The sequence below is a fragment of the Arenibacter latericius DSM 15913 genome, from assembly GCF_000424985.1.
Taxonomy (GTDB): domain Bacteria; phylum Bacteroidota; class Bacteroidia; order Flavobacteriales; family Flavobacteriaceae; genus Arenibacter; species Arenibacter latericius.
The window spans coordinates 32,430-59,159 of record NZ_AUKX01000021.1; the positions used below are offsets into that span (position 1 = coordinate 32,430).

General features: G+C 37.0%; 17 protein-coding genes. 12 read left to right on the forward strand and 5 right to left on the reverse strand.

The features are described from left to right. Positions 1 to 38: 38 nt before the first annotated feature. The 3 genes from H344_RS0108885 to H344_RS0108895 form a co-directional block, all read right to left on the reverse strand. Positions 39 to 2,063: a M3 family metallopeptidase gene (locus H344_RS0108885; protein WP_026809995.1), complete on the reverse strand. Its 2,025-nt coding sequence runs from the start codon at positions 2,061 to 2,063 to the stop codon at positions 39 to 41. A 190-nt stretch (positions 2,064 to 2,253) separates the two neighbouring features. After that, positions 2,254 to 2,745 (reverse strand): 5-(carboxyamino)imidazole ribonucleotide mutase, encoded by a 492-nt coding sequence (gene purE, locus H344_RS0108890; RefSeq protein ID WP_026809996.1) that lies wholly within the window; start codon positions 2,743 to 2,745, stop codon positions 2,254 to 2,256. Between the two features lie 28 nt (positions 2,746 to 2,773). Beyond that, complete coding sequence (locus H344_RS0108895; protein ID WP_026809997.1) at positions 2,774 to 3,928, reverse strand: 5-(carboxyamino)imidazole ribonucleotide synthase; 1,155 nt, start codon at positions 3,926 to 3,928, stop codon at positions 2,774 to 2,776. Positions 3,929 to 4,078: 150 nt separating this feature from the next. Between H344_RS0108895 and H344_RS21395 the strand changes: the two genes are divergently transcribed. The 4 genes from H344_RS21395 (at position 4,079) to H344_RS0108915 (ending at position 7,628) form a co-directional block, all read left to right on the forward strand. Beyond that, a complete protein-coding gene (locus H344_RS21395; protein ID WP_084148761.1) occupies positions 4,079 to 5,194 on the forward strand; it encodes an adenylate kinase in 1,116 nt (371 codons plus the stop codon). 153 nt (positions 5,195 to 5,347) lie between these two features. Continuing rightward, complete coding sequence (obgE, locus tag H344_RS0108905; protein ID WP_026809999.1) at positions 5,348 to 6,349, forward strand: GTPase ObgE; 1,002 nt, start codon at positions 5,348 to 5,350, stop codon at positions 6,347 to 6,349. A gap of 6 nt (positions 6,350 to 6,355) precedes the next feature. Next, positions 6,356 to 7,072 (forward strand): ion transporter, encoded by a 717-nt coding sequence (locus H344_RS0108910; RefSeq protein ID WP_026810000.1) that lies wholly within the window; start codon positions 6,356 to 6,358, stop codon positions 7,070 to 7,072. 28 nt (positions 7,073 to 7,100) lie between these two features. Further along, the gene (locus tag H344_RS0108915; RefSeq protein ID WP_026810001.1) at positions 7,101 to 7,628 is read left to right on the forward strand and encodes a DUF4136 domain-containing protein; all 528 of its coding nucleotides are present in this window, start codon (positions 7,101 to 7,103) and stop codon (positions 7,626 to 7,628) included. Positions 7,629 to 7,718: 90 nt separating this feature from the next. On the opposite strand, the gene H344_RS0108920 is transcribed toward H344_RS0108915, so the two are convergent. Then, positions 7,719 to 8,093, reverse strand: a complete 375-nt coding sequence (locus H344_RS0108920; RefSeq protein ID WP_026810002.1) for a DoxX family membrane protein — start codon at positions 8,091 to 8,093, stop codon at positions 7,719 to 7,721. Positions 8,094 to 8,168: 75 nt separating this feature from the next. After that, a complete protein-coding gene (locus tag H344_RS0108925) occupies positions 8,169 to 14,255 on the reverse strand; it encodes an alpha-2-macroglobulin family protein (protein ID WP_026810003.1) in 6,087 nt (2,028 codons plus the stop codon). 474 nt (positions 14,256 to 14,729) lie between these two features. Here H344_RS0108925 and H344_RS0108930 point away from each other — a divergent pair, with 474 nt between their 5' ends. The 8 genes from H344_RS0108930 to H344_RS0108965 all read left to right on the forward strand — a co-directional run bounded on the left by H344_RS0108930 (position 14,730) and on the right by H344_RS0108965 (position 26,719). Continuing rightward, positions 14,730 to 16,091 carry a UDP-N-acetylmuramate--L-alanine ligase gene (locus H344_RS0108930; protein WP_026810004.1) on the forward strand — a complete coding sequence of 454 codons (1,362 nt, stop codon included), beginning with the start codon at positions 14,730 to 14,732 and terminating at the stop codon, positions 16,089 to 16,091. 590 nt (positions 16,092 to 16,681) lie between these two features. Then, entirely contained in the window at positions 16,682 to 19,906 is a 3,225-nt protein-coding gene (locus H344_RS0108935; RefSeq protein ID WP_051254233.1) for a SusC/RagA family TonB-linked outer membrane protein, read from the forward strand. A 26-nt stretch (positions 19,907 to 19,932) separates the two neighbouring features. Then, the gene (locus H344_RS0108940) at positions 19,933 to 21,702 is read left to right on the forward strand and encodes a RagB/SusD family nutrient uptake outer membrane protein (protein WP_026810006.1); all 1,770 of its coding nucleotides are present in this window, start codon (positions 19,933 to 19,935) and stop codon (positions 21,700 to 21,702) included. A gap of 182 nt (positions 21,703 to 21,884) precedes the next feature. Beyond that, entirely contained in the window at positions 21,885 to 22,583 is a 699-nt protein-coding gene (gene radC, locus H344_RS0108945; protein ID WP_026810007.1) for a RadC family protein, read from the forward strand. A 124-nt stretch (positions 22,584 to 22,707) separates the two neighbouring features. After that, the gene (locus H344_RS0108950) at positions 22,708 to 24,003 is read left to right on the forward strand and encodes a polysaccharide deacetylase family protein (protein WP_026810008.1); all 1,296 of its coding nucleotides are present in this window, start codon (positions 22,708 to 22,710) and stop codon (positions 24,001 to 24,003) included. Beyond that, complete coding sequence (locus H344_RS0108955) at positions 23,996 to 24,685, forward strand: YjjG family noncanonical pyrimidine nucleotidase (protein WP_026810009.1); 690 nt, start codon at positions 23,996 to 23,998, stop codon at positions 24,683 to 24,685. The genes H344_RS0108950 and H344_RS0108955 overlap by 8 nt, the downstream gene beginning before the upstream one ends. A gap of 58 nt (positions 24,686 to 24,743) precedes the next feature. After that, complete coding sequence (locus tag H344_RS0108960) at positions 24,744 to 25,286, forward strand: hypothetical protein (protein ID WP_026810010.1); 543 nt, start codon at positions 24,744 to 24,746, stop codon at positions 25,284 to 25,286. Next, positions 25,283 to 26,719 carry a DUF5723 family protein gene (locus H344_RS0108965; RefSeq protein WP_026810011.1) on the forward strand — a complete coding sequence of 479 codons (1,437 nt, stop codon included), beginning with the start codon at positions 25,283 to 25,285 and terminating at the stop codon, positions 26,717 to 26,719. The genes H344_RS0108960 and H344_RS0108965 overlap by 4 nt, the downstream gene beginning before the upstream one ends. Positions 26,720 to 26,730 lie beyond the last annotated feature (11 nt).

Genomic DNA, 26,730 nt, shown 5'->3' on the forward strand with positions numbered 1-26,730 from the left:
CGAATCTGGGTGTTATTAGTCTATTTGTTAGGTTGACGCTAATTTTTTAAAAGTCCAGCACGCTCTAATAATGGTTCTAATTTAGGTTCTCTGCCTCTAAATCTTTTATACAGTTCCATAGGATTTTCCGTGCCGCCTTGAGAAAGGATGTGACTCTTAAATTTATCGGCTATATCCTTATTGAAAATGCCATTCTCTTTAAAATAAGCGAAAGCATCTGCATCTAAAACTTCAGCCCATTTATAGCTGTAATACCCAGAAGAGTATCCACCTTGAAAGATATGTGAAAACGAAGTACTCATACAGGTCTGTGCTACATCTGGGAAAAGGTCTGTTTCTTTAAACGCCTTTTGCTCCTGAGCTTTTACATCAGTGATCCCAGAGGGGTCTACTGAGTGCCAAGACATGTCTAGGATGCCAAAGCTCAGCTGGCGTAAGGTAGCCATGCCTTCTAAGAAAGTAGCCGACTCTTTTATTTTTGTGATATATTCCATTGGGATGGGTTCACCGGTCTCATAATGGGTGGCAAAAAGTTCCAATGCCTCTTTTTCATAACACCAATTCTCCATAACCTGACTCGGTAATTCTACAAAATCCCAGTATACAGATGTTCCAGAAAGCCCTGGGTAAACGGTATTAGCCAGCATTCCGTGTAAACCATGACCAAATTCATGGAATAAGGTGGTAACCTCATTAAATGTTAATAGGGAGGGTTTAGAAGCCGTTGGCTTGGTGAAATTACAGACATTAGAGATGTGTGGACGCACATTTTTCTCGTTGCGTACATATTGTGGTTTGTAGGAGGTCATCCAAGCCCCGCCTCTTTTCCCTGATCTCGGGTGGAAATCGGCATAAAACAAGGAAATGAAATTACTATCCTCGTCATAAACGCGGTAGGTTTTTACATCTGCATGGTATTTTTCAATATCAAATACTTCTTCAAAACGTAAGCCAAATAATTTTTCGGCTATCTTAAAAACACCAGCGATTACATTCTCTAGTTTAAAATAAGGCTTTAGCTTTTCATCGTCTAGATCAAAAAGCTTTTGCTTTAATTTTTCGGAATAGTAGGCGCTATCCCATTTCTCTAATCGGTCTATATTGTCTAATTCTTTTGCAAATTCCTCCAATTGCTTATACTCCCTTTCGGCAGCTGGCTTAGCCATAGATAATAAGTTGTTTAGAAATTCCTCTACTTTTTCAGGGGTTTCTGCCATACGTTCTTCCAAAACGTAGTGAGCATGAGATTTGTACCCTAATAGCTTAGCTCTTTCATACCTTAGCCTGGTGATGTTTAGGATATTATCTTGGTTGTCTAACTCATCCTTATGAAAGCCCTTGCTGCCAAAAGCAATGGAGAGTTGTTTTCGCAAATTCCTATTAGAGGCATATTTCATAAAAGGAATATAACTTGGATAATCTAAGGTGATTAACCAGCCACTCTTGCCTTTAGATTTTGCTAAGTCTGCAGCAGCTTCTTTTTCTCCTTCTGGGAGTCCGTTTAAGTCGGGCTCTTCAGTAAGATGCATTTCGTATTTATTGGTCTCTGCTAACACATTCTGACCAAATTGTAATGTCAGCTTGGAGAGTTCGGCATCGATTTCACGTAACCGCTTCTTTTTTTCTTCTGGTAGATTTGCTCCGTTCCTACTAAACCCCTTGTATTTTTTATCTAATAAGGTTTGTTCTTCGGGGGTAAGATGCAATTGGTCCTTTTGGTCATATACTGCCTTAACCCTCTTAAATAAACTTTCGTTTAAGATTATATCATTGCTGAATTCCGATAATAATGGGGAAACCTCTTGAGCAATTTTTTGAATCTCGTCGTTGGTTTCTGCTGAATTGAGGTTGAAAAAAACACTGGTAACCCTATCTAATTGTTCTCCGGAAAAATCCAGAGCTGCAATGGTATTTTTAAATGTAGGCTTATCAACAGATTGTGCAATGGCATCAATCTCTTTTCTAGCCTCCTCTATAGCCTGTAAAATAGCAGGTTTAAAATGTTCGTTTTTAATTTTAGAAAAAGGTGCCGTATCAAATGGAGCTAATAATGGATTGTTCATATGATATGAAATTTCATTTTTGAAGTTTAAAAAAAATGGCTGCCTGTAATTTTTGTTGAGCTGATACAGGAAACCATAGTAGTCTCCAAGGTTTTTGGGAGACGTTTGGTATAAATTAGAACAGCTGTTTGCTTAGGGGTGTCCTATAGTTTTTGTGAAATACTAACAATGTCAAATTACAATATTCCTTTTATTTCTTTTCGTTTACTGCTTTTGCCCCTTCAATTACTTTTTGCTTAAGACCTTCCTTGTATAAGATGATTTTGTCTAATACGCATTTATCAGAAGCCCCAATAATTTGTGCTGCCAATATTCCAGCATTTTTGGCTCCGTTAAGCGCAACGGTAGCAACTGGTACCCCGCCAGGCATTTGAAGAATAGAGAGTACAGAATCCCATCCGTCTATAGAATTGCTGCTTTTTACAGGTACGCCAATTACTGGTAAAGGAGACATAGAAGCAACCATTCCTGGTAAGTGAGCGGCCCCACCTGCACCTGCAATGATTACAGAGTATCCTTTTGTATGGGCATTTTTACTAAAATCGAATAATTTCTCAGGGGTGCGATGGGCAGATACGATATCTACATCTACCTCAATGTCAAATCCCTTTAATATGTCTATGGCTTCCTGCATTACGGGGAGGTCGCTTGTACTTCCCATAACTACTGCTACTTTACTCATAATATTGAATATTTCTTAATTGCCACTATTATTGGCTAATCACTTTAATTGTATTTTTCACTAATTCTGCTATTTCCCTTGCTTTCGCAATATCTGGGTTAACGATGGTAACATGCCCCATTTTTCTAAAAGGCCTAGTTTGCTTTTTACCGTAGATATGAGGGGTAACTCCGTCTAGTTTTAAAATATCCTCCATGTTTTGGTATTCTACGTCTCCAGTGTGTCCTTCTGCACCAACTAAATTAACCATTATCCCTGCCACCTTACTTTCTGTGTTGCCTAATGGCAGATTTAGAATAGCGCGAATATGCTGTTCAAATTGGTTGGTATAGCTTGCCTCAATACTGTAATGGCCACTATTGTGAGGTCTAGGAGCAACCTCGTTCACCAAAATATCATCTTCTTGAGTTTGGAACATTTCTACTGCCAAGATGCCTACGTGCTTTAATTTGTCTGAGACTTTTAAAGCTATTTCATTGGCTTTTTTGGCTACGGATTCTGGAATACGAGCCGGACAAATAACATACTCTACTTGATTGGCTTCTGGGTGAAATTCCATTTCTACAACTGGGTAGGTTTTAACCTCACCACTTGCGCTACGAGAAACAATAACGGCAAGTTCATTTTTAAAAGGTACAAGTACTTCGGTGATACATTCTCCAGATGGTAAGCCTTCTAGGTCTTCCATCTTACGAACCACTTTTACCCCTTGTCCGTCATAGCCAAATTGGGTTGCTTTCCAAATAAATGGGAATTTTATTCCTCCATTATTAATGCTATCCTCAATTTCACTTTTGTAGGCAAAACGTTGAAAGTCTGCCGTAGGGATATTGTTGTCTACATAGAATAGCTTTTGTTTTGCTTTATTTTGGATAATGCGAAGAGCACGGGTAGGAGGGTATACTTTAACTCCCTCTTCCTCTAATTTCGCTAATGCATTTACATTTACATTTTCAATCTCTATAGTAAGAACATCTACCTTTTTACCAAGGTTGTAAACAGCATCGTAATCCATTAAGTCGCCCTGAATGAATTGGTTACATGCTATTTTAGATGGTGCGTCTGGGGATGAATCCATTACAGTGGTGTGAATGTCAAATTTTCGGGTCTCGTATAACATCATCTTACCCAATTGACCACCACCAAGAATTCCTAATTTAAAATCAGAAGAAAAATAGTTCATTAGAAATGATTGCTATTAAAAAGTTATGAAAGATGGTATTTTAAGGGCAAAAATACGGTTAAATCTTAGAAACTAGACCCGAACGGGTAAAAAAGAGAAATCAAAGTGCTATATTTGGCATCTTGAATTTGTTATAAAAACACCATAGCGTTGATAAAGCTTCACGACAAATACTTTAAGCCATTTATAAGTGAGGGCGAAATACAGGCTGCCATTAAAAAGATGGCAGACTCCATTGCTGAGGACTATAAAGAGGAGGTGCCCATTTTTGTTGGGGTGCTCAATGGGTCGTTTATGTTTGTGTCCGACTTTCTTAAAGCGTATCAACATCCTTGTGAGGTTTCCTTTGTACGGTTAAGCTCGTATCAAGGACTTACTTCTACTGGAATTGTAGAAACACTTTTAGATGTTCCCGAAAATATAAATGGGCGTAGCGTTATTATTCTAGAAGATATTATTGATACGGGAAGAACGGTGAAAAAACTGATCGACTTATTTTCCGCTACCAATGTAAAGGAATTTAAGATCGCTACCATGTTTTATAAGTCCGAAGTCTATAGTGGGGAATATGATATTGACTATTTCGGGATGAAGATCGAGGATAAGTTTATTGTAGGCTATGGATTGGATTATAATGAATTAGGAAGGAACTTAAAAGAAGTATATCAACTTAATCAAAAACACATGATTAATATCGTTTTGTTTGGAAAACCCGGTGCAGGAAAGGGTACCCAGGCTTCGTTTTTAAAAGAAAAGTATAATCTTAAACACATTTCCACAGGAGATGTTTTTAGGTACAATATAAAAAATGGAACCGAATTAGGTAAACTAGCTAAATCTTATATCGATAAAGGTGATTTAGTACCTGATGAAGTTACCATAAACATGCTTCAGGATGAGGTAGAGAAAAATGCAGATGCAAGTGGCTTTATTTTCGATGGTTTTCCTAGAACTACTGCACAGGCAAAAGCATTAGACGAGTTCCTAGCCTCTAAGCAGATGAAAATAGATGCTACTATAGCCCTGGAGGCGAATGATGAGGAGCTAATTAAAAGATTGTTAGATCGCGGAAAAATTAGTGGAAGATCTGACGACCAAGATGAAAGTAAAATTCGCAACCGATTTGAAGAATACAATGAAAAAACTGCTCCTTTGAAGGATTATTATGATATTCAAGGAAAGTTTCACAGTGTAAATGGAATTGGTTCTATTGAGGATATTACTAGCCGTTTGGCTAAAGTGATTGAGGAACTACAGGAGGCCTAGGTCCTAAATAAGCTAGGCGCTATTATATTAATCTTAGTGAATTGTGATTAGTGGAGTCTTACTATCTTTTGTGACTCACCTTAAATAAGGTACATGTCATAATTATTATATTACGCTTTTTGTAGATAGATATTTAAATATTAAACTAAATAGATGACTGAGGGAAATTTTGTTGATTATGTAAAAGTACACCTGGAATCCGGAAAAGGAGGAAAAGGATCGGTACACTTACATAGGGAAAAGTTTATTACAAAAGGAGGTCCCGATGGGGGCGATGGTGGTAGAGGAGGACATATAATTGTTCGTGGCAATAAGAACCTATGGACGCTTTTAAGTTTTAAGTATACACGTACTTTTAGGGCTGGTCATGGGGAGCATGGAAGTAAAAACCGTAGTACAGGTGCAGATGGAGAAGACGTATTCATAGATGTACCTTTAGGGACGGTTATAAAAGATGCAGAAACTCATGAGGTGCTTTTTGAAGTAACCGAAGACCAAGATGAAAAGATAATAGTGAAAGGCGGTATGGGAGGCCGTGGTAACTGGCACTTTAAAACATCTACCAATCAAACTCCTAGATACGCCCAACCTGGAATGGAGGGAGAAGAGCTAGATCTAATCTTTGAATTAAAGGTTTTGGCCGATGTTGGTCTAGTTGGTTTTCCTAATGCAGGGAAGTCTACACTTTTATCTGTGCTTACTTCTGCAAAACCTAAAATTGCAGATTATGAATTTACTACTCTTAAACCTAACTTGGGAATTGTCCAGTATAGGGATTTTCAAAGTTTTGTAATTGCTGATATTCCTGGGATAATAGAAGGAGCTGCTGAAGGTAGGGGGCTTGGTCATTATTTTTTGAGGCATATTGAACGTAACTCTACCTTACTTTTCTTAATTTCTGCAGACACTAATGATATTAAAGAGGAATATGAAATTCTTTTGGATGAACTACGAAGGTATAATCCAGATCTTTTAGAGAAAAAACGTCTCTTGGCCATTTCTAAATCTGATATGTTGGATGAAGAGCTTATGGCTGAAATGAAAAAGGAGTTGGATAAAGAATTTAAAGAAATACCGTATATGTTTATATCCTCTGTTGCACAATTGGGTCTCGTGGAACTTAAGGATAAGCTTTGGGCCATGTTGAATGATTAATTGCGCATGAAGGAGTACTTAAGGGATATGGTTGAAGGAAGTGAATCGCGGAAAAGCCGTTATTTCGCTTATATTATACAAACCCTTATATTGATTTCCATTGTTGCCTTTACAATGGAAACTGTGCCAAGTATTAGTGATGAGACTAAGATTATTCTTAGGGGAGTCGAAATTTTCTGCGTGTTGGTTTTTAGCCTGGAATACTTGCTTCGATTGTATGTTTCCGAACGAAAATTAAAATTTGTATTTAGCTTTTTTGGGATTATTGACCTGTTGGCCATTTTACCGTTTTATTTGGCCTTGGGGATGGACTTGCGATCTCTAAGAGCACTTCGTTTCCTTAGGTTATTTAGGATTTTAAAGCTAATGCGTTACAATAAGGCCATTAACAGATTCTCTATAGCCATTAAAACAGCCAAGGAAGAAATTACTTTGTTTCTATTTGTAACCCTTATTCTTATTTATTTATCTGCCGTAGGTATCTACTACTTCGAAAATGAAGCTCAGCCTGAACATTTTGCCTCAATTTTCGATAGTTTATGGTGGGCAATAGTTACTTTAACTACTGTAGGGTACGGAGACGTGTATCCTATAACATTAGGAGGTAGAATGTTCACCTTTGTTATATTGATGATCGGATTAGGGATTGTTGCAATTCCTACAGGGATTATCTCCTCTGCATTAACAAACGCTATAGACGAGAAAGAAGAGAAAGAGGAATAATTTCACTATTTTTATAAAAATGTCCTTTATGAAAATTATGCTACCCATACTGTTATTGGTATTGTTATCTTCCTGTGGTGCTGTGCGGGTGCAATATGATTATGATCAGGCAACTGAATTTTCTGCTTACTCTACTTATAACTATTATCCTGATGTGGAGACTGGTTTAAACGAATTAGACACCCGAAGACTAAATAGAGCAATAGACTCTACAATGAGGGGTAAAGGCTTTCTGCTCTCCGAGGAGCCCGATTTTTATATAGCTATTCTAGGTCGTACTTATCAAGCAGCGCGAAATAATACCGTAGGTGTGGGTGTTGGTGGATCTGGAAGAAGTGTTGGTGGAGGATTATCTGTGGGGATTCCCGTAGGTGCCACAAAAATGGAGTGGGAGATTCAATTAGATTTTGTAGATACTCAGAAAGATGAACTCTTTTGGCAGGCTATTGCTGTTAGTGCTTTTAATGCAAATAGTAGTCCTCAAATTAAAGAAGAGAAACTTAGGGCAATAGTAGAAAAAGCATTGGAGAAATATCCCCCTAAACAAAAGAAGTAAGCTGTTTTAAGCTTATAAATTCTCCTTAGATTAATATAAAAGCAGGTGGCAACTACCACCTGCTTTTTTTATAGGCATTTTAAAAATTAATTAAGGTCTTATAATTTCTTTATACCTCGCCTTATAAGCGTAGAGCATAACAATATTCAATATTATAAGTACTATAGCGCCTCCTATTGATCCCGGCTCTAAAAAAGCATGGAACAAAACAGCATTAACGGAAATGATCATTAAAATTAACATCATTAACGGTGCAAATTTATTTAGTAATAGAGAGACTCCGGCAAGAATTTCAACTATGGCAACAATGTAAAGGGTGTTTGTACTCATTAAAGCCGAAAAGTAGTTCATTGCGGCTTCCGACATTTCACCTGCAGGCATAAAATGTAGAAATTTATTAGCGCCAAAAATAATGAGGAACAATCCAAAAACTATTCTTAATCCTATGAAAAATGTTGAGTTCATAACGTTTAGTTTATGGAATTAGGTACCTATAAGATAGGGAAAAAATCAATGCCATCTGGAAAATAGTATAGGTTTTTAGTTTGCTTGTATTCTAATTCCTTCGCTATGGCTGCTAAATTCTGGTGCATACATGCTTTGAATAGTAGTGATGCCATTACTAAAATTACCTGCATTATTTACTCTTAAATCATATTCAAAAATGTAAACTCCTTTGGGAAGGTAATCGAAGAAGAAGTTGACACTCGCATCTTTTACACTTTCATAATAACCAAGTCCATCTTGCCATTTGTAGCTAGATAAAACTGTTGTTGGCTCTAATCCAGAAGCTCTCATATCTTTCATATGTACAAATTCCATTCCTCTGTCCGATCGTAATTCTATCCGTACCCTTACAAGGTCGCCTACATTTAATTTGGTGTTTTTGGTAACCTCGCTAAGTTCCTCTCCGGTGGGAGTATTGTTTTTAAGGAAAACCTTTTTCTTTAATTTTAAAGGGGTTTCTGCGGATGTTATTTTGTCTAGATCCTCAAAATACTGCCATGTTAAGGAACCCCAAGCGCTGCCTTCCGATTTTTTGATGAGTTGCACCTTGGCCATTTCAGGAGTTATTTCTGCTCCGCTCCAGCTAGTCTTAAAGTATCCGGTTCCGGCCTCTATCTTTGCATTTTCTAATTTTTCGGGAGCTATTTTCTTCCCTCCAATAAGAATGTCTACACTCTCAGAAACGGAAAGCCAATCACTACCTTGCAGTAGAAGAGCGTAAACAGCCTCGGTAGTAGCTTTTGTTGTTTTCCACTGATTGGTTTGTTTGTTTTTTAATAACCATAATTTTAACAGCTCTATCTTTTTAGAATCTTTGTTTATCTCAGAAAAGGCTTCTATTAAGAGCGATTGAGTTTCTATGGGAGCTTGGTTCCAATTCCAAGAAGCAGTATTTTCTTTCCAATACATTCCCATTTCCTCATTAATGATGCTGTTTTCTTCCAAGGCCAAAAGAATTTTTTTGGCGGTTGATATATTGTTATTGCGATATAAAACTAGGGATATCAGTCCCTTAGAATAAAGACTTTTATTGGTCCAATACTTATGTGCTTGATTTAAATAGTATTCTTTAATATCAGTAACGCTCTTACTCATTTTATGTTCTGGGAAAAAGCTACGCATATACAGATAATGCAATTGGGTAGCACTTAGGTGATCTTTGCTAAGGTCAGTTGCATGTTTTTTCATTCTCTCGTATTCCGAAAGAAATTCTGCGTCCAAATAGGCAATAGCCTTAGTAATCATTTCTTGGGTCTCTTGGTTATCATTCCCATTAAAAGCTGAAGCATTCCCTCTAACATTTGCTGATGTTAGTTTATTGAGATGCCCAAAACCAATAATTATATGTTGGGTGATAAACCTATTCTCACGTCCCCCATTAAACCAAGCCCAGCCCCCAGAAGCCATTTGGTTTTGTTGCAATTGTCTTAAGCTATTTTGCTGGTCGTTTTTTAATTTGTTGAGATCAAACAGCAGCGCGATGCGTTTCTTTTGTTCTGTTTCAGACTGAGCATCTCTAAGCCAGGGTGTTTCTTGAATTAGGATGGATTTTAATTCTTGATTCTTTTCTAAATTACTTAATAAAGCATCAGAATTTGTCCATTGCTTAAACACCTCTTGAATTCTTGGATTAGAATTGGCAATATGGGCACCCAAGCTATTTGCATAATATCTAGAGAATATCTGTTCACTGCAATCGTAAGGGTATTCCATTAGATAAGGTAGGGCCTGTAAAGCATACCAAGCAGGATTGGATGTTATTTCCAAGCTCAATTGATGATGCTTTAAAGTGCTAGAATTGACATTCTTTAATTTATCCAAAGTAAAATCTTTGGTCTGATTACCGTTTACCCACATGGGCAAGGTTTCTGTTACTAAGGTGCGATTGCTAAGTACGGGGAGAATATTTTGCTCTCCATCGCTATAGTTTCCAGCAACAGCCATAACCTTATACTGTACTGCCTGTAGTCCTTCAGGAATTTTTATGATCCAAGAGACCTCAGTATTGCCGTTACCGTCTACTTTAAAATCATTGGTGTCTTGCTTTGTAGAAGAAGTAGGCGTAGACAATAGTAGTTCCTGGACAATATCCTTCCCCGTAACGGCATCATACAACTTTAGGTGAGCCTTACCCACTAGTACTTTGTCTGTTAGGTTGCTAATCTTACTGCTGAAAGTAATTTGATCGCCTTCCCGTAAGAATCGCGGTGCATTAGGGATAATCATTAACTCCTTTTGAGTGACGCTGCTAAAGGTTGAGGTGGCGCTTTCTAAAGATTTGGTATGCGCCAATAATTGTAGCTTCCATTGAGTAAGCGCTTCTGGAGTAGTAAAATTAAACGATACGTTACCTTCCTTATCCGTTAAAAGTTGAGGAAAAAAGAAAGCGGTCTCCTGAAGGTTTTTCCGAATCTGGATGTCTCCAAATTCAGGTTTATTTTTATCGTCCTCAATCGGAGCCGGTAAATTACCAACCTTGTTTTGACTTATTCCTTTCCCAAATCCTACTACCACTGATTCATCAAAGGATTCAGTTTCTGTTGCGTCTTCCATTACGGCTAATGGTGCGCTGCTCTTCATCATCATTCGATCCCTAATCATTATGCCGTAGCCAAAATGTAGTCCAAACCAATTAAAGGAATCATAACGCTGTGAAGAGTAGTTGTTGTTTAGGTTATAGTCAACGTAACTCCTAAAAGAGGTTACCCTAAAACTTTTAGATGGATTCATGTAAAAGTTGGAGTAGTAATTTCCTTGCTGGTACGGGTTAAAATCCCAAGAATGCGGTTTAAAAGCATCTAAAGAAGCATCGTACATACTAGCCATAATTTCAGCAGTTAGTCCATTACCCTTTGATCCCTTTACTTTAAAAGACCACGTTTCATCGGTTCCTGGTTTAATTTTATCACGGAAACTAACGGTTTCAATCTGTAGATCTTTATTAGGGTAGGGTACAGGGATGGAAATATTGCCGTTTTGAAAAGAATTAAAGGTAGAAAAACTATAGGTTATGGAAAAGCCTCCTAAATCTTCCTTGGTGACCGGAAGTGTTATAGACTTAATATTGTTATTGAGTTTAATCTTGTGTGTAGCTACAATTTTACGGTCTTTTTCCACAAATAGGCTAACAGTTAGGTCTTTGGCGGCCGACCCTATGTTAAGGATCACCTTATCCCCAACCGCATAGGAATTTTTATCGGTCTTTATCTGAAAAAGTTGATTATCTGCTAGGGTCTTTTCGGAGTTGCTATATAGAGTGGTATAGGCAATGTCCTTTACCTCTTCACCAAATCTATCTTTGGTGTAAAGTTCGATGCGATATTTTCCTGAAGGCCATTTTTTCTTAAGGGCTAAATCAATTTTCTTCGATTTCTCTGTATCAAAGTCAGCTTCCCAAACCAACTCTCCATTTTCCCATTGAGAACTATCATATTCATCGCCGAAAGCTTCGTGAGGAAAGAGCTCCTTAAACTTTTCTTCTGTAAAGCCACTATAGTCCGGTGCGGCCCAAGGTCGTGCTCTTAGCACTTGGTCTGGGCCATTAAGTTTATACATTTTTAATGTGCCCTTGGTAGGGACAAACTGTCCATTAAGGTTGTGGGTGGTAATATTGAGTTCTTGTTTTTTAATGTCTTTATTAATGAGATCTGCAATTTTCACCTTTGCGGTAAGAGCATGGTAGCCTACGCTAACGGTGGTGGTGGTACTTTGTGTTTCTCCATTAAGATCAGTAACATCAGCAGTAACTTCATAATTAAATATAGGCATGTTTTCTTTAGAGACCGATAGATCGGGTAAAGCCTTGAAATTTATAACGTATTTCCCCTGATTATCGGTGGTAGTGCTGCCCTGAGCTATTTCTTGTGGTGTTCCTCTATAAATTGGTAGGTGACGACCATACCAAATGGGGAAGTTTATAATCCGTTTAACTGTATATTTCACTTGGGCATTCGTAATATTACTTCCAGCATACCCCATAGCTTTACCAGTAACTTTAACACTATCGTTTAGTTGATAGGTATCTGTAATTGGTTCAAACGTAGTTTCAAATTTGGGACGTTTATACTCCTCTACGGAAATTGTTTTATGTCCGTTTATATTAAATTCGGAGGAAGTGACCTCCAAGTAGAATTCACCAGTTAGGCCATTGCTAGGTAGTGTAAATTCCCCGGAAAATGATCCATAATCGTTGGTTTTAAATTCCCGTGTTGATACCTCTTGTTGATTAACATCCTTTAGTGATACATTAACTTTAGCCTCTGGTAATATTTCAGAGGAGTCATCGGTTCTTTGTAAAGCAATTCCTTTGAAATACAAGGTTTGTCCGGGTCTGTAGATACTGCGATCTGTAAATAGAAAGCAAGGGTAAGTGGTTGCTTTTTGACCCGAATTATACTTATTAGGAACGTAGAAATCATTAAAATAAGCTACTTGTCCATTATGGTTCACCTCTACACTTATACTATTTTTATAAGATGAATCGCGTGGAAGAGTTACCATGCCCATATCATCTGTGGTCATAGTTTTTGTTACAAAGGGTTTGTTGTAGCTTGGCTTATAAGTGAATTCCACTTTTGCACCTTCTATAGGAGCACCGGTATTACGATCTATAACTTGGTAGTTGTTATAATCGTTGGTGGTAGACTCCACAAGGGCGAGGTCTGTAACTTGTATAGGACTATACGAGAAGTTGTTGCCTTTGCTTCCTTTTGGAAGAGCTAATAGAACATAATACCCATTCTGGAGTTCTGGTAATATTATTTCCGTGCTGTGGTTTTGGTAATCCTTTTCGTTTGTTAAAGGTGCTTCCCATTGCTTTTCGATAGCTAATTCTTTAATAAAAGCCAATTTCTTTTCCTGTGGGTAAAGTTGGCTTAAAGCTTTTAACTGTTTGATGCTAACTTTATGAGCAGAAAGTTCTAATAGGGATATGTTCTTATAATTTACTAGCAAGCGCGAGGGACTATTTACAGAGATATGCATTTCTGCTGTTAGCTGTAAGCTTGTTACTAGAATCTGTGTCTTAAGATCATTACACATTTCTGCAGCCTTACTATTTGGGAACTTGGAAATTACAGATTCACAAATCTCTAATGCCTCTTTTTGCTTCCAACGAGGTTCTGCGCTAGTAGTGGGGTGATAAGTGTTTCCATTACCGTGAAGAGCAAGAGCAATTTCATAACGATAAAGCGCTCCATTTTCATCACCTTTATATGCCTCGGCAGAATTTTGGAGGACCTCTATATACTGGTCTTCTTTATTAGGGAAAACAGCATTCTCTCTAATGAACTTTAAGCGAGCTATGTCTACATCTATAAATGCTTCTAGGGATGTGTCGGATGAATGGAATGCAACTAGTTGCTGATATATCTGAAGCGCTTTGGCCTGTAGAGATAGTTTTTCTTTTGAGTTAAATTCTTGTTCAACAAACTGTTTGGCATCACATAAAACTTCGGCATTGTCCAATTGAAACTTATCTGCAGGTTGACTTATGCTATTTTCAGATCTGCTGTAGAAATCAAGAGCATTATAGGCCAATAGATCAAATAATGTAGGTCTGTATTTTTCCGAATCTTTTTGTTTCTCCAGAATTTCATTGAATTGCTGTACTGGTAATTCTTGTAGTAAGGCTGGATTATTTAATGATGCCTCAAAATGATTTCCAATTTCGTAAAATAAGGTGGTAAGATCCCAAGTTCTAAAATCGGTGCTATCTATTTTTGCTTCCGTTTTGGTGCGATCGTAAAATCGATGTCTATTTTGTTGGAAATATTGCCAATAGAGATTAGCCAAATATCCTTCTAATATGTTTTTTACAGGCGCATTGCTTGTAGCTATTTCCTCTTTAAAATCAGTTATTATCTTTAATTGTGCGTCTTCTTCCAAAATCAAACTGTATTTGGAAGAGTAGAGTAGCGATTTGATGACTTGAGACTTGTTGTTCTCTTGTTTTGCTTTTGCAGCTATATTGGCGACCGCTTCCAATGCTGATTTGGTCATGGTTTCTTTTTCTAATTTTTCTACTCGTTGCCACAAAAGGTCATAAGTGGCTGTGGATTTTTGTGATTGTGCCATATGGACGAAAAGAAATATGGTGAATAATGTTATTATTTTTCTCATAGAGTGTTAGTAGTAAGCAGTTAGTAATTTACACTATCCTTTTAAATGAAACTCTATTCTTTTTAAAAAACAAAGTAACTTATATACCCTAGATGCAAAAAAGATACCAGTGTTGCTTAATAGAGTGAAAAAATTGATTTTATATGTAAAGAAAGTTAATGTGATTCTTGTTATTTAAGGAGTTGCTCTTGTGGTAGGTTGATGGTTTTGGTCTGTGTAATGTCTTTGCCATTTCCTTTGTTGTTTCGCCTATAAGTTCATTTTAATATTTTAATGAAACTTTCAAGAGTCAATTTATTAAGCAATCTTACTTTGACATTATTGCTCCTTATAAATTTAAAGAAATTTATTAAAAGACTTTTTGTTGAATAGATATAAGCTATAAAGAAAATGATATTGGATTCAAAATTTTATTGTGAAGAAGCTGTAGGGCTATTTCAATGCTTATCTTTGGGGTTTTTAAAATAGTTTTTAATGCACATTCATTTTATAGCAATAGGCGGGAGCGTTATGCATAACCTAGCTTTGGCCTTACACCATAAAGGATATACTGTAACCGGAAGTGATGACATAATATATGAGCCATCACAGAGTAGATTGAAAGAAAGAGGACTTTTGCCAGAATCTTTCGGATGGTTCCCCGAGAAGATAGAATCGCATTTGGATGCCGTTATTTTAGGTATGCATGCAAAAGCCGATAATCCAGAGCTTTTAAGAGCACAGGAGCTCGGGCTAAAAATTTATTCTTACCCCGAATTTCTTTATGAACAGGCGAAATATAAAACCAGAGTAGTGATAGGGGGTAGCCATGGTAAAACTACTATCACGGCCATGATATTACATGTAATGAAGTATCATGATCGTCCAGTAGATTATGTGATTGGGGCCCAACTCGATGGTTTTGATCAAATGGTTCATCTAACGGAAGAAAACGACTTTATTGTTTTAGAGGGGGATGAGTATTTGTCTTCAGTTATCGATAAACGACCTAAGTTTCATCTGTATAAACCTAATATTGCTTTATTGAGCGGTATTGCATGGGATCATATTAATGTGTTCCCCACCTTTGAAAAATACTTGGAGCAGTTTAAGGTTTTTGTAGATAGTATAGTAAGAGGAGGTAGTGTAACCTACAATGAAGAAGATGAAAATGTAAGTAAGATTGTGGAAGCCTCAGAAAATACCATTAGAAAATTACCCTATCATACTCCAGAGTATACTATAGAAGATGGCGAAACCATATTGGAAACACCAGATGGCCCAATGCCTATTCCTATTTTTGGAAAACATAACCTTAGTAATTTGGCTGGAGCAAAATGGATTTGTCAGAATATGGGCTTAGATGAGGAAGATTTCTATGAGGCTATGTCCACTTTTAAAGGTGCTTCTAAGCGCTTAGAGAAGATAGCAGAAGGAAAGCTAAGTGTGGCCTATAAGGATTTTGCTCATGCGCCTAGCAAGGTAAAGGCGACAACCATAGCGGTTAAAGATCAATATCCAAGTAGGAAGCTAGTCGCCTGTTTAGAACTGCATACTTATAGTAGTTTTAATCCAGAATTTATTAAAGAGTATAAAGGAGCTTTGGAAGCTGCAGAAGTCGCAGCGGTATTTTATTTGCCAGAATCGGTTAAGATAAAAGGACTTAAAGAAGTATCCGTAGATCAAATTAAAGAAGCCTTTGGTCGTGAAGATTTACAGGTCTTTACTAACAAAGAGGAATTTAGTCAGTTTGTACTTGGACAACATTATGAAAACAAAGTACTTCTTTTGATGAGTTCAGGCACGTATGGTGGACTTAATCTGGAGGAAGTTAAAAATAAGGTAAGCAATGCTTAAGTAGTTTCCTGTGTTTATATTGGTTGCCAAGGAGATATAACCACCGATGTTAGAGGAGGGAGGTTGTTTTAGAGGAAAGTTAATATTACCCAATCCCTCAGGCATAAATAGACTTAAGTGTGGGAGCCAGTAGACAGCCAATCTAAACACAAAATCCTGGTTACTAAGAATTAGGATTTAATTAAGAAAAATCATTTATTAAAGAAGCCATTCTGAAATTCAGAATGGCTTCTTTTTTTTGTTAGGTCTAGCCTCTCTTTATAGCTTGTTTTGTGGAAAAATTGTTTAATGCCGTTTATAAGGATTGCTTATTACTATAATTTAATGTAAAGTTATTCTAAGTTATATAGCTGTTCTACTTCGGATTTCCTAAAAATCGATTTTGAGGGTAATCTTTAACATCTTAATTTTTTCACTTTAACATAAGTTTGTATATTTCGCTCTTGGAATTATGAATAGTAAAACTGGGGTTCATTATTTTATTAAGTCCAAAAAAAATTAACTAACTAATAACTAAATTAATTATGATTGAAAGAACATTGTTATTCTTGAAATTACGGCGAAAAATTTTTTCGTACAACACAGGTCTTATGCTGCTAATGCTAGGCCTTGTTTTTCCAGCCTCATTGTTAGCGGCTAATGATGGAGCTGTAACCTCCAGTAGTAATCTTCAAAACCCTATTACTGGTGTTGTGGTGGATGATGAAGGTATGCCCATTCCGGGGGCCAATGTATTAGAAAAAGGTACAACCAACGGAACGGTTACTGATTTTGATGGGAATTATAGTATTAATGCGGCATCTGATGCGGTATTGGTTTTTTCCTATATCGGTTTTAAAAGTATAGAGGTTGCTGTAGATGGTCGCAGTTCTATAGATGTAAGTTTAAATACTGATGTAACTGCCTTGGAAGAAATCGTGGTTGTAGGGTATGGTACTCAAAGAAAGCAAGATTTAACCGGTGCTGTTTCAGTAGTAAAGACTGAGGATTTAGCAAAGCAACCTTCTGGGCAGGTAACCAGTCAGCTGCAAGGTAGAGCTTCTGGGGTTACAATTACTGGTGGAGGACAGCCAGGTGAGGCACCTCAAATTAAAATTAGAGGATCTAATACCTTTGGTAATAACAATCCGCTTTATGTAGTAGATGGTATTCCTACTGATAATATTAATGACCTTAACCCAAATGATGTAGAGTCTATGCAGGTCTTAAAGGATGCCGGTTCTGCTTCTATCTATGGGTCAAGAGCAGCGAATGGGGTAATTGTGATTACCACTAAAAAAGGAAAAGGTAAAATGAAGGTTACCTATGATGCCTATTACGGGACTCAAATGGTTCAGAAGGGTAATCCATGGAATATTCTGTCGTCTCAAGAAATGGCAGACCTTACTTTTATGGCTTTGAGAAATACAAACCCTGGGGACCCAATTAATCATAGTCAATATGGGAATGGAGCCTCCCCTGTGTTACCAAATTATATTGCGCCCGTAGGTGCAGATACAGTAGATGAGTCGTTATATAACGTAAACCCTTATTATACTAGTAGTTCTGATTTAGATAATTTTTATAGAATTGTAAAAGCAAATAAAGAGGGAACTAATTGGTTTCAAGAAATTTTCAACCCTGCTAGTATTACTAGTCATAACCTGTCTGTTAGTAATGGAGGTGAGAAAGGGAGTTATTTATTCTCCTTAAACTACTTTGATCAAGAAGGAACTTTAGATAACACCTATTTAAAGCGTTATACCATGCGTTCTAATTCTGTGTTTAATGTTACAGAAAATATTAGAATCGGTCAGAACCTAAGTTTTAGTGTTAGAGACAATCCTCAGATTGGCGCATTATCCGAAGGAAGTGCTATTGGTATGGCTATGAGACAGCAACCGATTATTCCAGTAAGGGATATTAAAGGGAACTTTGCAGGGTCTTTTGGTTCAGATCTTGGTAATGCTCGGAATCCTGTTGCTATATTAGAACGTTTAAAAAATAATAGAGGAGTGTCTAACCGTATATTCGGTAATATCTTTGCCGAAGTTGATTTCTTAGAGAATTTCACCTTAAGAACAAGTTTTGGTGGACAGTATTTCTCCAATAGCTTTAACTCTTTCACCTTTCCTGAGTATGAAAATGCTGAAAACAACTCTGTAAATTCATACACTGAAGGAGCACACACTAATTACAATTATACTTGGACTAATACGTTGCAGTACAAGAATACCTTTAACGACGTCCACAATATTAACGTTCTAGTAGGTACAGAAGCCTATCAGAATAGAGGAAGAGAAGTTGGTGGTTCTATGCAAGGATATTTTTCCTTTGACCCAGATTATGTAAGCTTGTCTACAGGGTCTGGTACACAAACTAACTATAGCTGGAAATATCAAGATGCGTTATCGTCTCTTATAGGTAGATTAGATTACAATTTTGATGATAAGTATTTATTAAGTGCTACTATCCGTAGAGATGGGTCATCTAGATTTTTAAATAATCAATATGGATGGTTCCCAGCAGTTAGTGCAGGTTGGAATATTAGTAATGAAAACTTTATGCCAGAACTAGATTGGTTAAACGATCTTAAGATACGTGGTGGATATGGAGTTATGGGGAATCAATTAAATGTAGATCCTTCAAATTCATTTACCACTTTTGGAGGTAATCAGGAAACTTCCTATTATGGTATCTCTGGAGGTAATCAGACTACTGATGAAGGTTTTCAGCAAACGAGAATTGGAAATCCGAATGCAAAATGGGAAAAGAATATCAACTCCAACATCGGTTTGGATGCTAACCTATTTAATAATTCGGTACAGTTAAGTTTAGATTACTATAAAAAAGACGTAAAAGATTTACTGTTTAATCCAGATCAGCCAGCAACAGTAGGGACCGCTACAGTTCCTTTTGTAAATGTTGCGGAGATGTCTAATAGTGGATTAGATATGGATGTGTCTACCTTCTTTAACTTAACGGACGACCTACGTTTAAATACTACTGTTACCTTCACTACTTATCAGAATGAGATAAAGAAGATTGCTGATGGTTATTCTTATTTTGATAGAGAAGGAAGACGTTTTAATGGTAGTACTATCATTAGAAACGCAGTTGGGCATTCTGTAAGTGAATTTTACGGATACAAGATTGCAGGATTCTGGAATTCAGCAGATGAGATTGACGATGCTAATGCTGGTGCTGTAGCCGCAACAGGAGATGCCAATGCAACCTATCAGTCAGACGTTGCTGTAGGTAGATTCCGTTATGAAGATATAGATGGTGATGGTAGAATTACTGCTGATGACCGTACTTTTATTGGAAATCCTAATCCTGACTTTACCTATGGATTAAACATAGAGTTGCTATATAAAAATTGGGATTTAAGTATGTTTTTATATGGTTCTCAAGGGAATGATATTTGGAATAATGTAAGATGGTGGACAGATTTTTACAGTTCATTTACAGGAGCTAAAAGTCACACTGCTTTATACGATTCCTGGACTCCAGAAAACACAAATGCTACCGCTCCTATTCAGGAAACTACTGGTTCATTTAGTGTTGCGGATGTGCCTAACTCTTACTTCGTTGAAGATGGATCTTATTTAAGAGCAAAACACATTCAGTTGGGGTATACTTTTCCTTCAGATATGATGAGTAAAGCTAATATTTCAAAATTAAGGCTATATGCCCAAATGGTTAATGCATTTACTATTACTTCTTACTCTGGGATTGATCCTGAGATTTCTGGGGGAACAGTTAATTTTGGAATTGACGAGGGGGCTTATCCTAATCAAAGACAACTTCTTTTTGGGGTAAATGTTATTTTTTAATGAAGATGAATAATAAACTAAAGTATATGAAAATCATAAAACAAATAAGTAGACTATATATTCCTGTTTTTGCATCGCTATGCATAAGTAGTTGTACCGATAGTTTCTTGGAGCAACCTGCTTTGGGAGCGTTGAGTGAAGATGTAATCGCAAATAAGGAAGGTGCAGAAAAGCTTCTAATAGGGGCTTATGCTGCCTTGGATGGAGCAGGATTCGGCGGTGGCGCCTGGGAAGCTGCCCCTGATAACTGGGTGTATGGTACTGTAGCTGGAGGAGAAGCTAGTAAAGGAAGTTTTGGAGGGGATCAGCCCGCCATTGATCAAATTGTAAAGTTTATCTCCAATCCATCTAACGGGTATTATAATTCTAAATGGAAAGCACTCTATGAAGGAGTTAAACGGACTAATAACACGCTAAAACTCTTATCTATTGCAACAGAGATTTCACCTGAGGATAGTAAGAATATTGCAGCTCAAGCACGTTTCTTGCGCGGACATTATTACTTCGAGCTGAAGAAAATGTGGAATATGGTGCCGTGGGTAGATGAAACCACTGAAGATCCTAAACAGCCTAATAATGTAGATATCTGGCCAAATATTGAGGCTGATTTTCAATTTGCATTTGAGAATTTACCCGCGACACAGAGCGATTTTGGTAGAGCAAATAAATGGGCAGCCGCTGCTTATTTAGGGAAAACATACCTCTATCAAGGGAAATTTCCTGAAGCCAAAACTACATTTACCGATGTAATCAATAATGGAGTGAATCAAGGTGGTGTAAAGTATGCCCTTATCGACAGGTTCAGCGATAACTTTGATGCTGCTGAAGAAAATAATTCAGAGACTGTTTTCGATATTCAAATGGTAGCGAATGACGGTACGGGTACTATTGGTAACGCTAATCAAGGAGGGATGCTAAATTTCCCATATAACAGCCCATTTAGATGCTGTGGATTTTTCCAACCTTCACAAGATTTAGTGAATTCCTATAAAACAGATCCAGTGACCGGATTGCCAGATCTTAATTCTTACAATCAAAATCCAGTTAAGAGTGATATGGGTATTACAAGTAATGATCCTTTTACACCTTATACCGGGACATTAGACCCTAGATTAGATTGGACAGTAGGAAGAAGAGGCGTTCCTTATCATGATTGGGGTAAACACCCAGGTGCTGCGTGGATTAGAGAGCAAACTTACGGTGGACCTTATGCACCTAAAAAGAATATCTATTGGCAAGCAACCCAAGACCTGTATTCAGATCAAAGTTCTTGGGCTCCTGGTACAGCACTTAATGTTCGTGTGATTCGTTTTGCAGATGTGCTTTTAATGGCAGCAGAAGCGGAAGCACATGCAGGTAGCTTAGATGTGGCTCTTGGTTACGTAAATAAAGTGCGCCAAAGAGCAGCCAATCCAGATGGATTCTTAAAAGAGTACATAGACGATAACGATCCGATGGCAGGTTTTAAAGAAACTTCCACCGCTGCAAATTATACGATATCCGACTATACTTTAGCTGATTTTGCTTCTAAAGAAATGGCGTTAGAGAGAATTTACTTTGAAAGAAAATTGGAGCTTGCTATGGAAGGACATCGTTTTTTCGATTTGGTAAGATGGGGTATAGCAGAGGAAACTCTTAATGCTTATTTTGATTACCAAGGAGATATAACTACCGATGTTAGAGGAGGGAAGTTTATTCCAGGGAAAAGTGAATATTACCCAATCCCTCAAGCACAGATAGACTTAAGTGTGGGAGCCGACGGGCAGCCAACCTTAACACAAAATCCTGGTTACTAATAACTAGGCTTTAATTAAGAAAAGTCTTTTATTAAAGAAGCCATTCTGAAATTCAGAATGGCTTCTTTTTTTTGTTTCGGTGTGGAATCCTTATTTCGATGTTCTGAGGATGAATAGTTGGAACTTATATGGCACCTATAAAAGTTTAATTTCTAATTGACTATATTTCTTATCTTTAACCTATGCAAGAAAAACCAACCTCCTTCTCCATAAAAAAATGGTCCGATGATGATAAACCACGAGAGAAGTTATTAAATAAGGGAAGTGGGGTGCTTTCAGATGCAGAATTAATCGCAATTTTAATTGGTTCTGGAAGTCGAAATGAAAGTGCAGTAGAACTCTCAAAACGAATTTTAGCCTCGGTTAATAACAACCTTAATGAGTTAGGAAGGCTTTCTGTAAAACAATTAATGCAATTCAAAGGCATTGGAGAGGCAAAAGCAGTTTCAATTGTTGCTGCTTTGGAGATAGGACGTAGACGAAGAGATGGTAATGGATTGAAGGTTATCAAAATCAAGTCGAGCACTAGTGTTTTCGATCTTTTACAACCTAAAATGGGGGAGCTACCTCATGAAGAGTTTTGGATTGTATACCTCAATAATTCTAATAAAGTGTTACTTGCAAAACAACAAAGTAAAGGTGGGATTACCGGAACTTTGGTGGATGTTCGTCTGGTATTAAAGCAAGCCTTGGAGCTTGGTGCTGTTGGGCTAATCCTTGCGCATAATCACCCTTCTGGAACTTTAAAGCCTAGTGAAGCTGATAAACAGATTACTCAAAAATTAAAAATAGCATCCCAAGCCTTGGACATAAAAGTGTTAGATCATATCATCATTACTCAAAAAGATTATTTTAGTTTTGCCGATGAAGGCCTGCTCTGATATATAAACCTATCGAGCTCTGCTAATAGGCTGTTTAAATATTCCGTAAAGTGTTGTCGGGATATTTTTTAAAACTACTATTATTTGCTAGGGCCTAATATCCGTAAGGAGAAAATTATTGACTATGTTGCTTATTTATACCCATAAAATCACCTCTCGTTTTAGATATACAACCAAGCATTTGTTTACGTCTATTTTGGGGATAGAAGTGGTCTACACTACCAAAGTAGAGGACTTTATAAAACATACTGGTCCCAAAATAACGTATACTAAACAGCCCCTACAAAACGAGTTTTTTGTAAGAAGTAATGATCTTTTGTTTGAACAAGGGATTAACGATCTTCAGATCCATGTTTCGGATTGGGATGGCACCCCCTGCTTTTTTACCGCTGGGGAACGTAGTAATTTACCGTTCGATATTTTTGCGGCTAGTTTTTATTTATTAAGTAGGTATGAGGAGTATTTGCCTCATGTAAAGGACATACACGGTAGGTTTCCCCCCAAAGACAGTCTAGCATATCAAAACAATTTCTTGCACATGCCTGTCGTAGATATATGGGCAAATAAATTGTTAGAATTGCTTAAAGATAAGTTCCCAGATTTAGTGTTTAAACCCAAAAGCTATCGCTTTACGCCTGTAATTGATGTAACTACTTCCCATTGTTTTTTGCATAGAGGTTTGGTAAGAGGGATATCGGGGCTTCTTTTAGACTTAGGATCGCTGAGGTTAAAAAGAGTGGTAGATAGGATTTCGGTTTTGATGAAATTAAAAAAAGATCCCTATGACAACTTTTTTGAGTTGATAGAGCTGCACAATCAATTTAAGTTAAAAGGAATGTTCTTTTTTCAATTCGCAGGATACTCTACCTATGATAAGAATGTGTCTACCCGAAATAATAAATTTAAATACCTTATTAAGTCGGTTGCCGATTATGAGATGGTTTCCCTCTGCTGTTCTTATAGTTCCTTTGATGATATTAACCTTATCAAGGAAGAAAAAAGAAATCTTTCCAATGTAATTCATAGGCCTATCAATAGTTCTCGTATGCGATTTAATAGGGTAGATATACCCGAAACTTATAGAAATCTAGTAGAGGCCGATTTTACTCACGATTATACAATGGGGTATACTCATGAAAGTGGATTTAGAGCTGGGAGTTGTTCTCCGTTTTATTTCTATGACATACTTTTGGAGGTGCAACAACCTATAAAAATACATCCCTTTGCAGTTCATGACTATAGCTTATTGAAATTTAAGACTAAGGAAGAGGCGCTTACTGAGGTAGAAGCATTGGCTAAGGAAGTGAGAAAAGTTAACGGTACGTTTGTTTCAGTGTTCTCTAATGAACTTTTAGGTGGGGAAGCAAAGTTAGATTGGAAAGATTTGTATAGAAACATAATTAAAAAAGTATATGTATAAAGAGTCGGTTACCGATGTGTTTTTTGATTTGGATCATACACTTTGGGATTTTGAGAGAAATTCGGCATTAACATTTCAAAAAATTTTGGCAGAATGTGGAGTGGGGATCGATTTAAATGAATTTTTAAAAGCATATGTCCCCATAAATCTCAAATTTTGGAAATTGTATAGGGAAGGGAAAATTAATAAAAGTGAGTTGAGGTATCAAAGATTGAAAACAACCTTCGATTCGTTAAAATATGGTGTAGGGGACGATTTAATAGATACTTTGGCCGATCAGTATATTGTACATTTGTCTTCTTACAATCACTTATTCCCCAATACTATAGAGGTTTTAAACTATCTAAAACCTAATTATAAGCTTCATATCATTACCAATGGGTTTCAGGAAGTACAGGATAGGAAGTTGCGTAATGCTAATATTGATAGCTTTTTTGATCAGGTAATAAATTCCGAAATGGCAGGGGCAAAGAAACCAGATCCTTCAATTTTCCAACTTGCGTTAGAAAAAGCCAAAACGGTGCCTCAAAATTCAATTATGATTGGGGATAGTTTGGAGGCAGATATTCTTGGAGCTAAGGCGGTAGGGCTTCACACGTTACATTTTAATGCGCATAATGAACCCAAACACGATTATTGTTGCATGATTCACGATTTAAATGAAATAAAATTGTTTTTATAGAGTTATATTTAACGTAAGGCTGCAGTGATTTATTGCGTCTTGTTATAATTAGCTCTATATGGCAAATAAGAGTTTTTTACTTTCCTTAATATTTCTGCTAGGATTCGCTTCCTGTGTAGAGCGGCCAGATTTTGACCAATTAGATGATTTAAGCGTCACACCTACCATTGAGGGCAGTATCTTATATGTAGAGTCTCCAGAAGACTTGTTGAACAAGTCTGCCGACACCGTATTTTATAGTCAAGACTTTAGTTTTAATGGGTTTAATGAGGATGTCTTTGCAGACAGGGTGTTAGAAGGCACTATTTCCTATGAGGTGGAAAATACTACAAGTAAGGAATTAGAGGTTACTATTACCTTCCTAGATGAGAATGAGATAGTTTTGGATGAGGAGAAATTTAGTATGGCTCCTGAGCCAACCTCAATACTTAAAAGGGATGTGGCTTATGGTGGCTTTGGGAAAAGCCTTGAAATAATTAAGAATACCTCTATTATTAGGTTTAGTGTCAGAAACTTAGGAGATACTAGTAGTATTTCAAGTCTTCCAGATCCTAAGATTATCTTTAGGTCTAGTGGTAAATTTATGATGAGACTGCGATGAGATTGATTTTTGGGGTCTTATTGTTTTACCTGTATAGTTGTGCAGGCCTTTCTGCTCAGAACAAACAATTGCTTTACGATTTTACAGGCAACCCAGATGCCCTTATGATTAATCCTGGGATGTTGACAGATTTTAAGTGGTATGCTGGTATACCTATGGTATCAGGATTCTCTTTTCAAGCAGGCACTAATGCCGTTACGGTACATGATCTTTTTGCTGCGGATGGACTAGATTTTACAGAAAAAGTAAAGGATAGGGTGGTGTATAATTTGGATATAAATGATCAGCTTAGTGGTACTTATCAGGTAACCTTATTTAATGGTGGATTTAGGGGAAGAAACCTCAAAGACTTTTATTCATTTGGGATTTATAACGAAGGGGATGGCATAGGCTACTTTTTTAAAGATTATGCTACTTTGGCTTTCGAGGGAAATGCAGATCAATTAGATAGGAGGTTTAATTTAGGTCATTTAAATACTCGGGGTGAAATGGTTACCGTTTTCCATTTTGGCATCAATAGGAGGATAAATAAACAGCTTACAGTTGGGGCTAGAGCAAAAATATATTCAAGTGTTCTTAATTTTACCTCCACCAAGAATAAAGGCCATTTTATAACTACTAAGGGAGAAAGAAATTTAATAGCTAATACTATAGACGCCGACTTAGAATTTAGATCTTCGGGACTTCGTAGGCTAGAGGATGCATGGAGTAATAATCGTTCCCAATTACCCAAAATATTAGCGCGCAGGATGTTTTTTGGAGGAGATTTAGGATTCGGAGCCGATTTTGGTTTTACTTACCACCTAAATAGTAAAACGGTAATTACAGGAAGTATTTTGGATTTAGGGTTTGTTTATAATTCTACAGATGTAAAAAACTATACTTTAAAAGGAGCAACAACAGTAGAAGGAATTGAGGCTGTTTTCTCAGGAGCTCCTTCAGATGGAGTTAAGGACCATTGGCAAGAGTTTGTAGACGATATAAACGACATGGTTCCTTATGAGACAAATAATGAGAGCTATATAACTTTTAGGCCTACAAAATTATATGGATCCCTAAGGTATAATTTTGGAAAGCGAATACCCTCTCGCCGTAACTATGATTGTAAGGATTATGTGCGCGAAGGGAGAGCCTATGATGGGTATAATAATGGGGTAGGAGGTCAATTATATATGATTAATAGACCAAAGGGGCCGCAAGCTGCACTAACAGCTTTTTACATGCATAGGTTTGATAATGCAATCACTGTAAAAACCACTTATACGGTAGATAAGTTTTCTTATTCTAATATTGGAGTTGGTGTAAATTTTCAGGCTGGTCCTGTAAATTTTTATGTAATGGCCGATAACCTATTAGAATATAATAATCTTGTGGATAGTCATTATGCTTCTTTTCAGTTCGGATTAAATATTATATCTTGGGGGAAGAATTAATATAGGTCTTA

Coding starts and splice junctions, on each gene's coding strand:
- H344_RS0108950 (WP_026810008.1), top strand. CDS start 22,708: ATGTTGCTTATTTATACCCATAAAATCACCTCTCGTTTTAGATATACA.
- H344_RS0108920 (WP_026810002.1), bottom strand. CDS start 8,093: ATGAACTCAACATTTTTCATAGGATTAAGAATAGTTTTTGGATTGTTC.
- radC (WP_026810007.1), top strand. CDS start 21,885: ATGCAAGAAAAACCAACCTCCTTCTCCATAAAAAAATGGTCCGATGAT.
- H344_RS0108960 (WP_026810010.1), top strand. CDS start 24,744: ATGGCAAATAAGAGTTTTTTACTTTCCTTAATATTTCTGCTAGGATTC.
- H344_RS0108935 (WP_051254233.1), top strand. CDS start 16,682: ATGCTGCTAATGCTAGGCCTTGTTTTTCCAGCCTCATTGTTAGCGGCT.
- H344_RS0108965 (WP_026810011.1), top strand. CDS start 25,283: ATGAGATTGATTTTTGGGGTCTTATTGTTTTACCTGTATAGTTGTGCA.
- H344_RS0108955 (WP_026810009.1), top strand. CDS start 23,996: ATGTATAAAGAGTCGGTTACCGATGTGTTTTTTGATTTGGATCATACA.
- obgE (WP_026809999.1), top strand. CDS start 5,348: ATGACTGAGGGAAATTTTGTTGATTATGTAAAAGTACACCTGGAATCC.
- purE (WP_026809996.1), bottom strand. CDS start 2,745: ATGAGTAAAGTAGCAGTAGTTATGGGAAGTACAAGCGACCTCCCCGTA.
- H344_RS0108885 (WP_026809995.1), bottom strand. CDS start 2,063: ATGAACAATCCATTATTAGCTCCATTTGATACGGCACCTTTTTCTAAA.
- H344_RS0108940 (WP_026810006.1), top strand. CDS start 19,933: ATGAAAATCATAAAACAAATAAGTAGACTATATATTCCTGTTTTTGCA.
- H344_RS0108925 (WP_026810003.1), bottom strand. CDS start 14,255: ATGAGAAAAATAATAACATTATTCACCATATTTCTTTTCGTCCATATG.
- H344_RS0108895 (WP_026809997.1), bottom strand. CDS start 3,928: ATGAACTATTTTTCTTCTGATTTTAAATTAGGAATTCTTGGTGGTGGT.
- H344_RS0108930 (WP_026810004.1), top strand. CDS start 14,730: ATGCACATTCATTTTATAGCAATAGGCGGGAGCGTTATGCATAACCTA.
- H344_RS0108915 (WP_026810001.1), top strand. CDS start 7,101: ATGAAAATTATGCTACCCATACTGTTATTGGTATTGTTATCTTCCTGT.
- H344_RS0108910 (WP_026810000.1), top strand. CDS start 6,356: ATGAAGGAGTACTTAAGGGATATGGTTGAAGGAAGTGAATCGCGGAAA.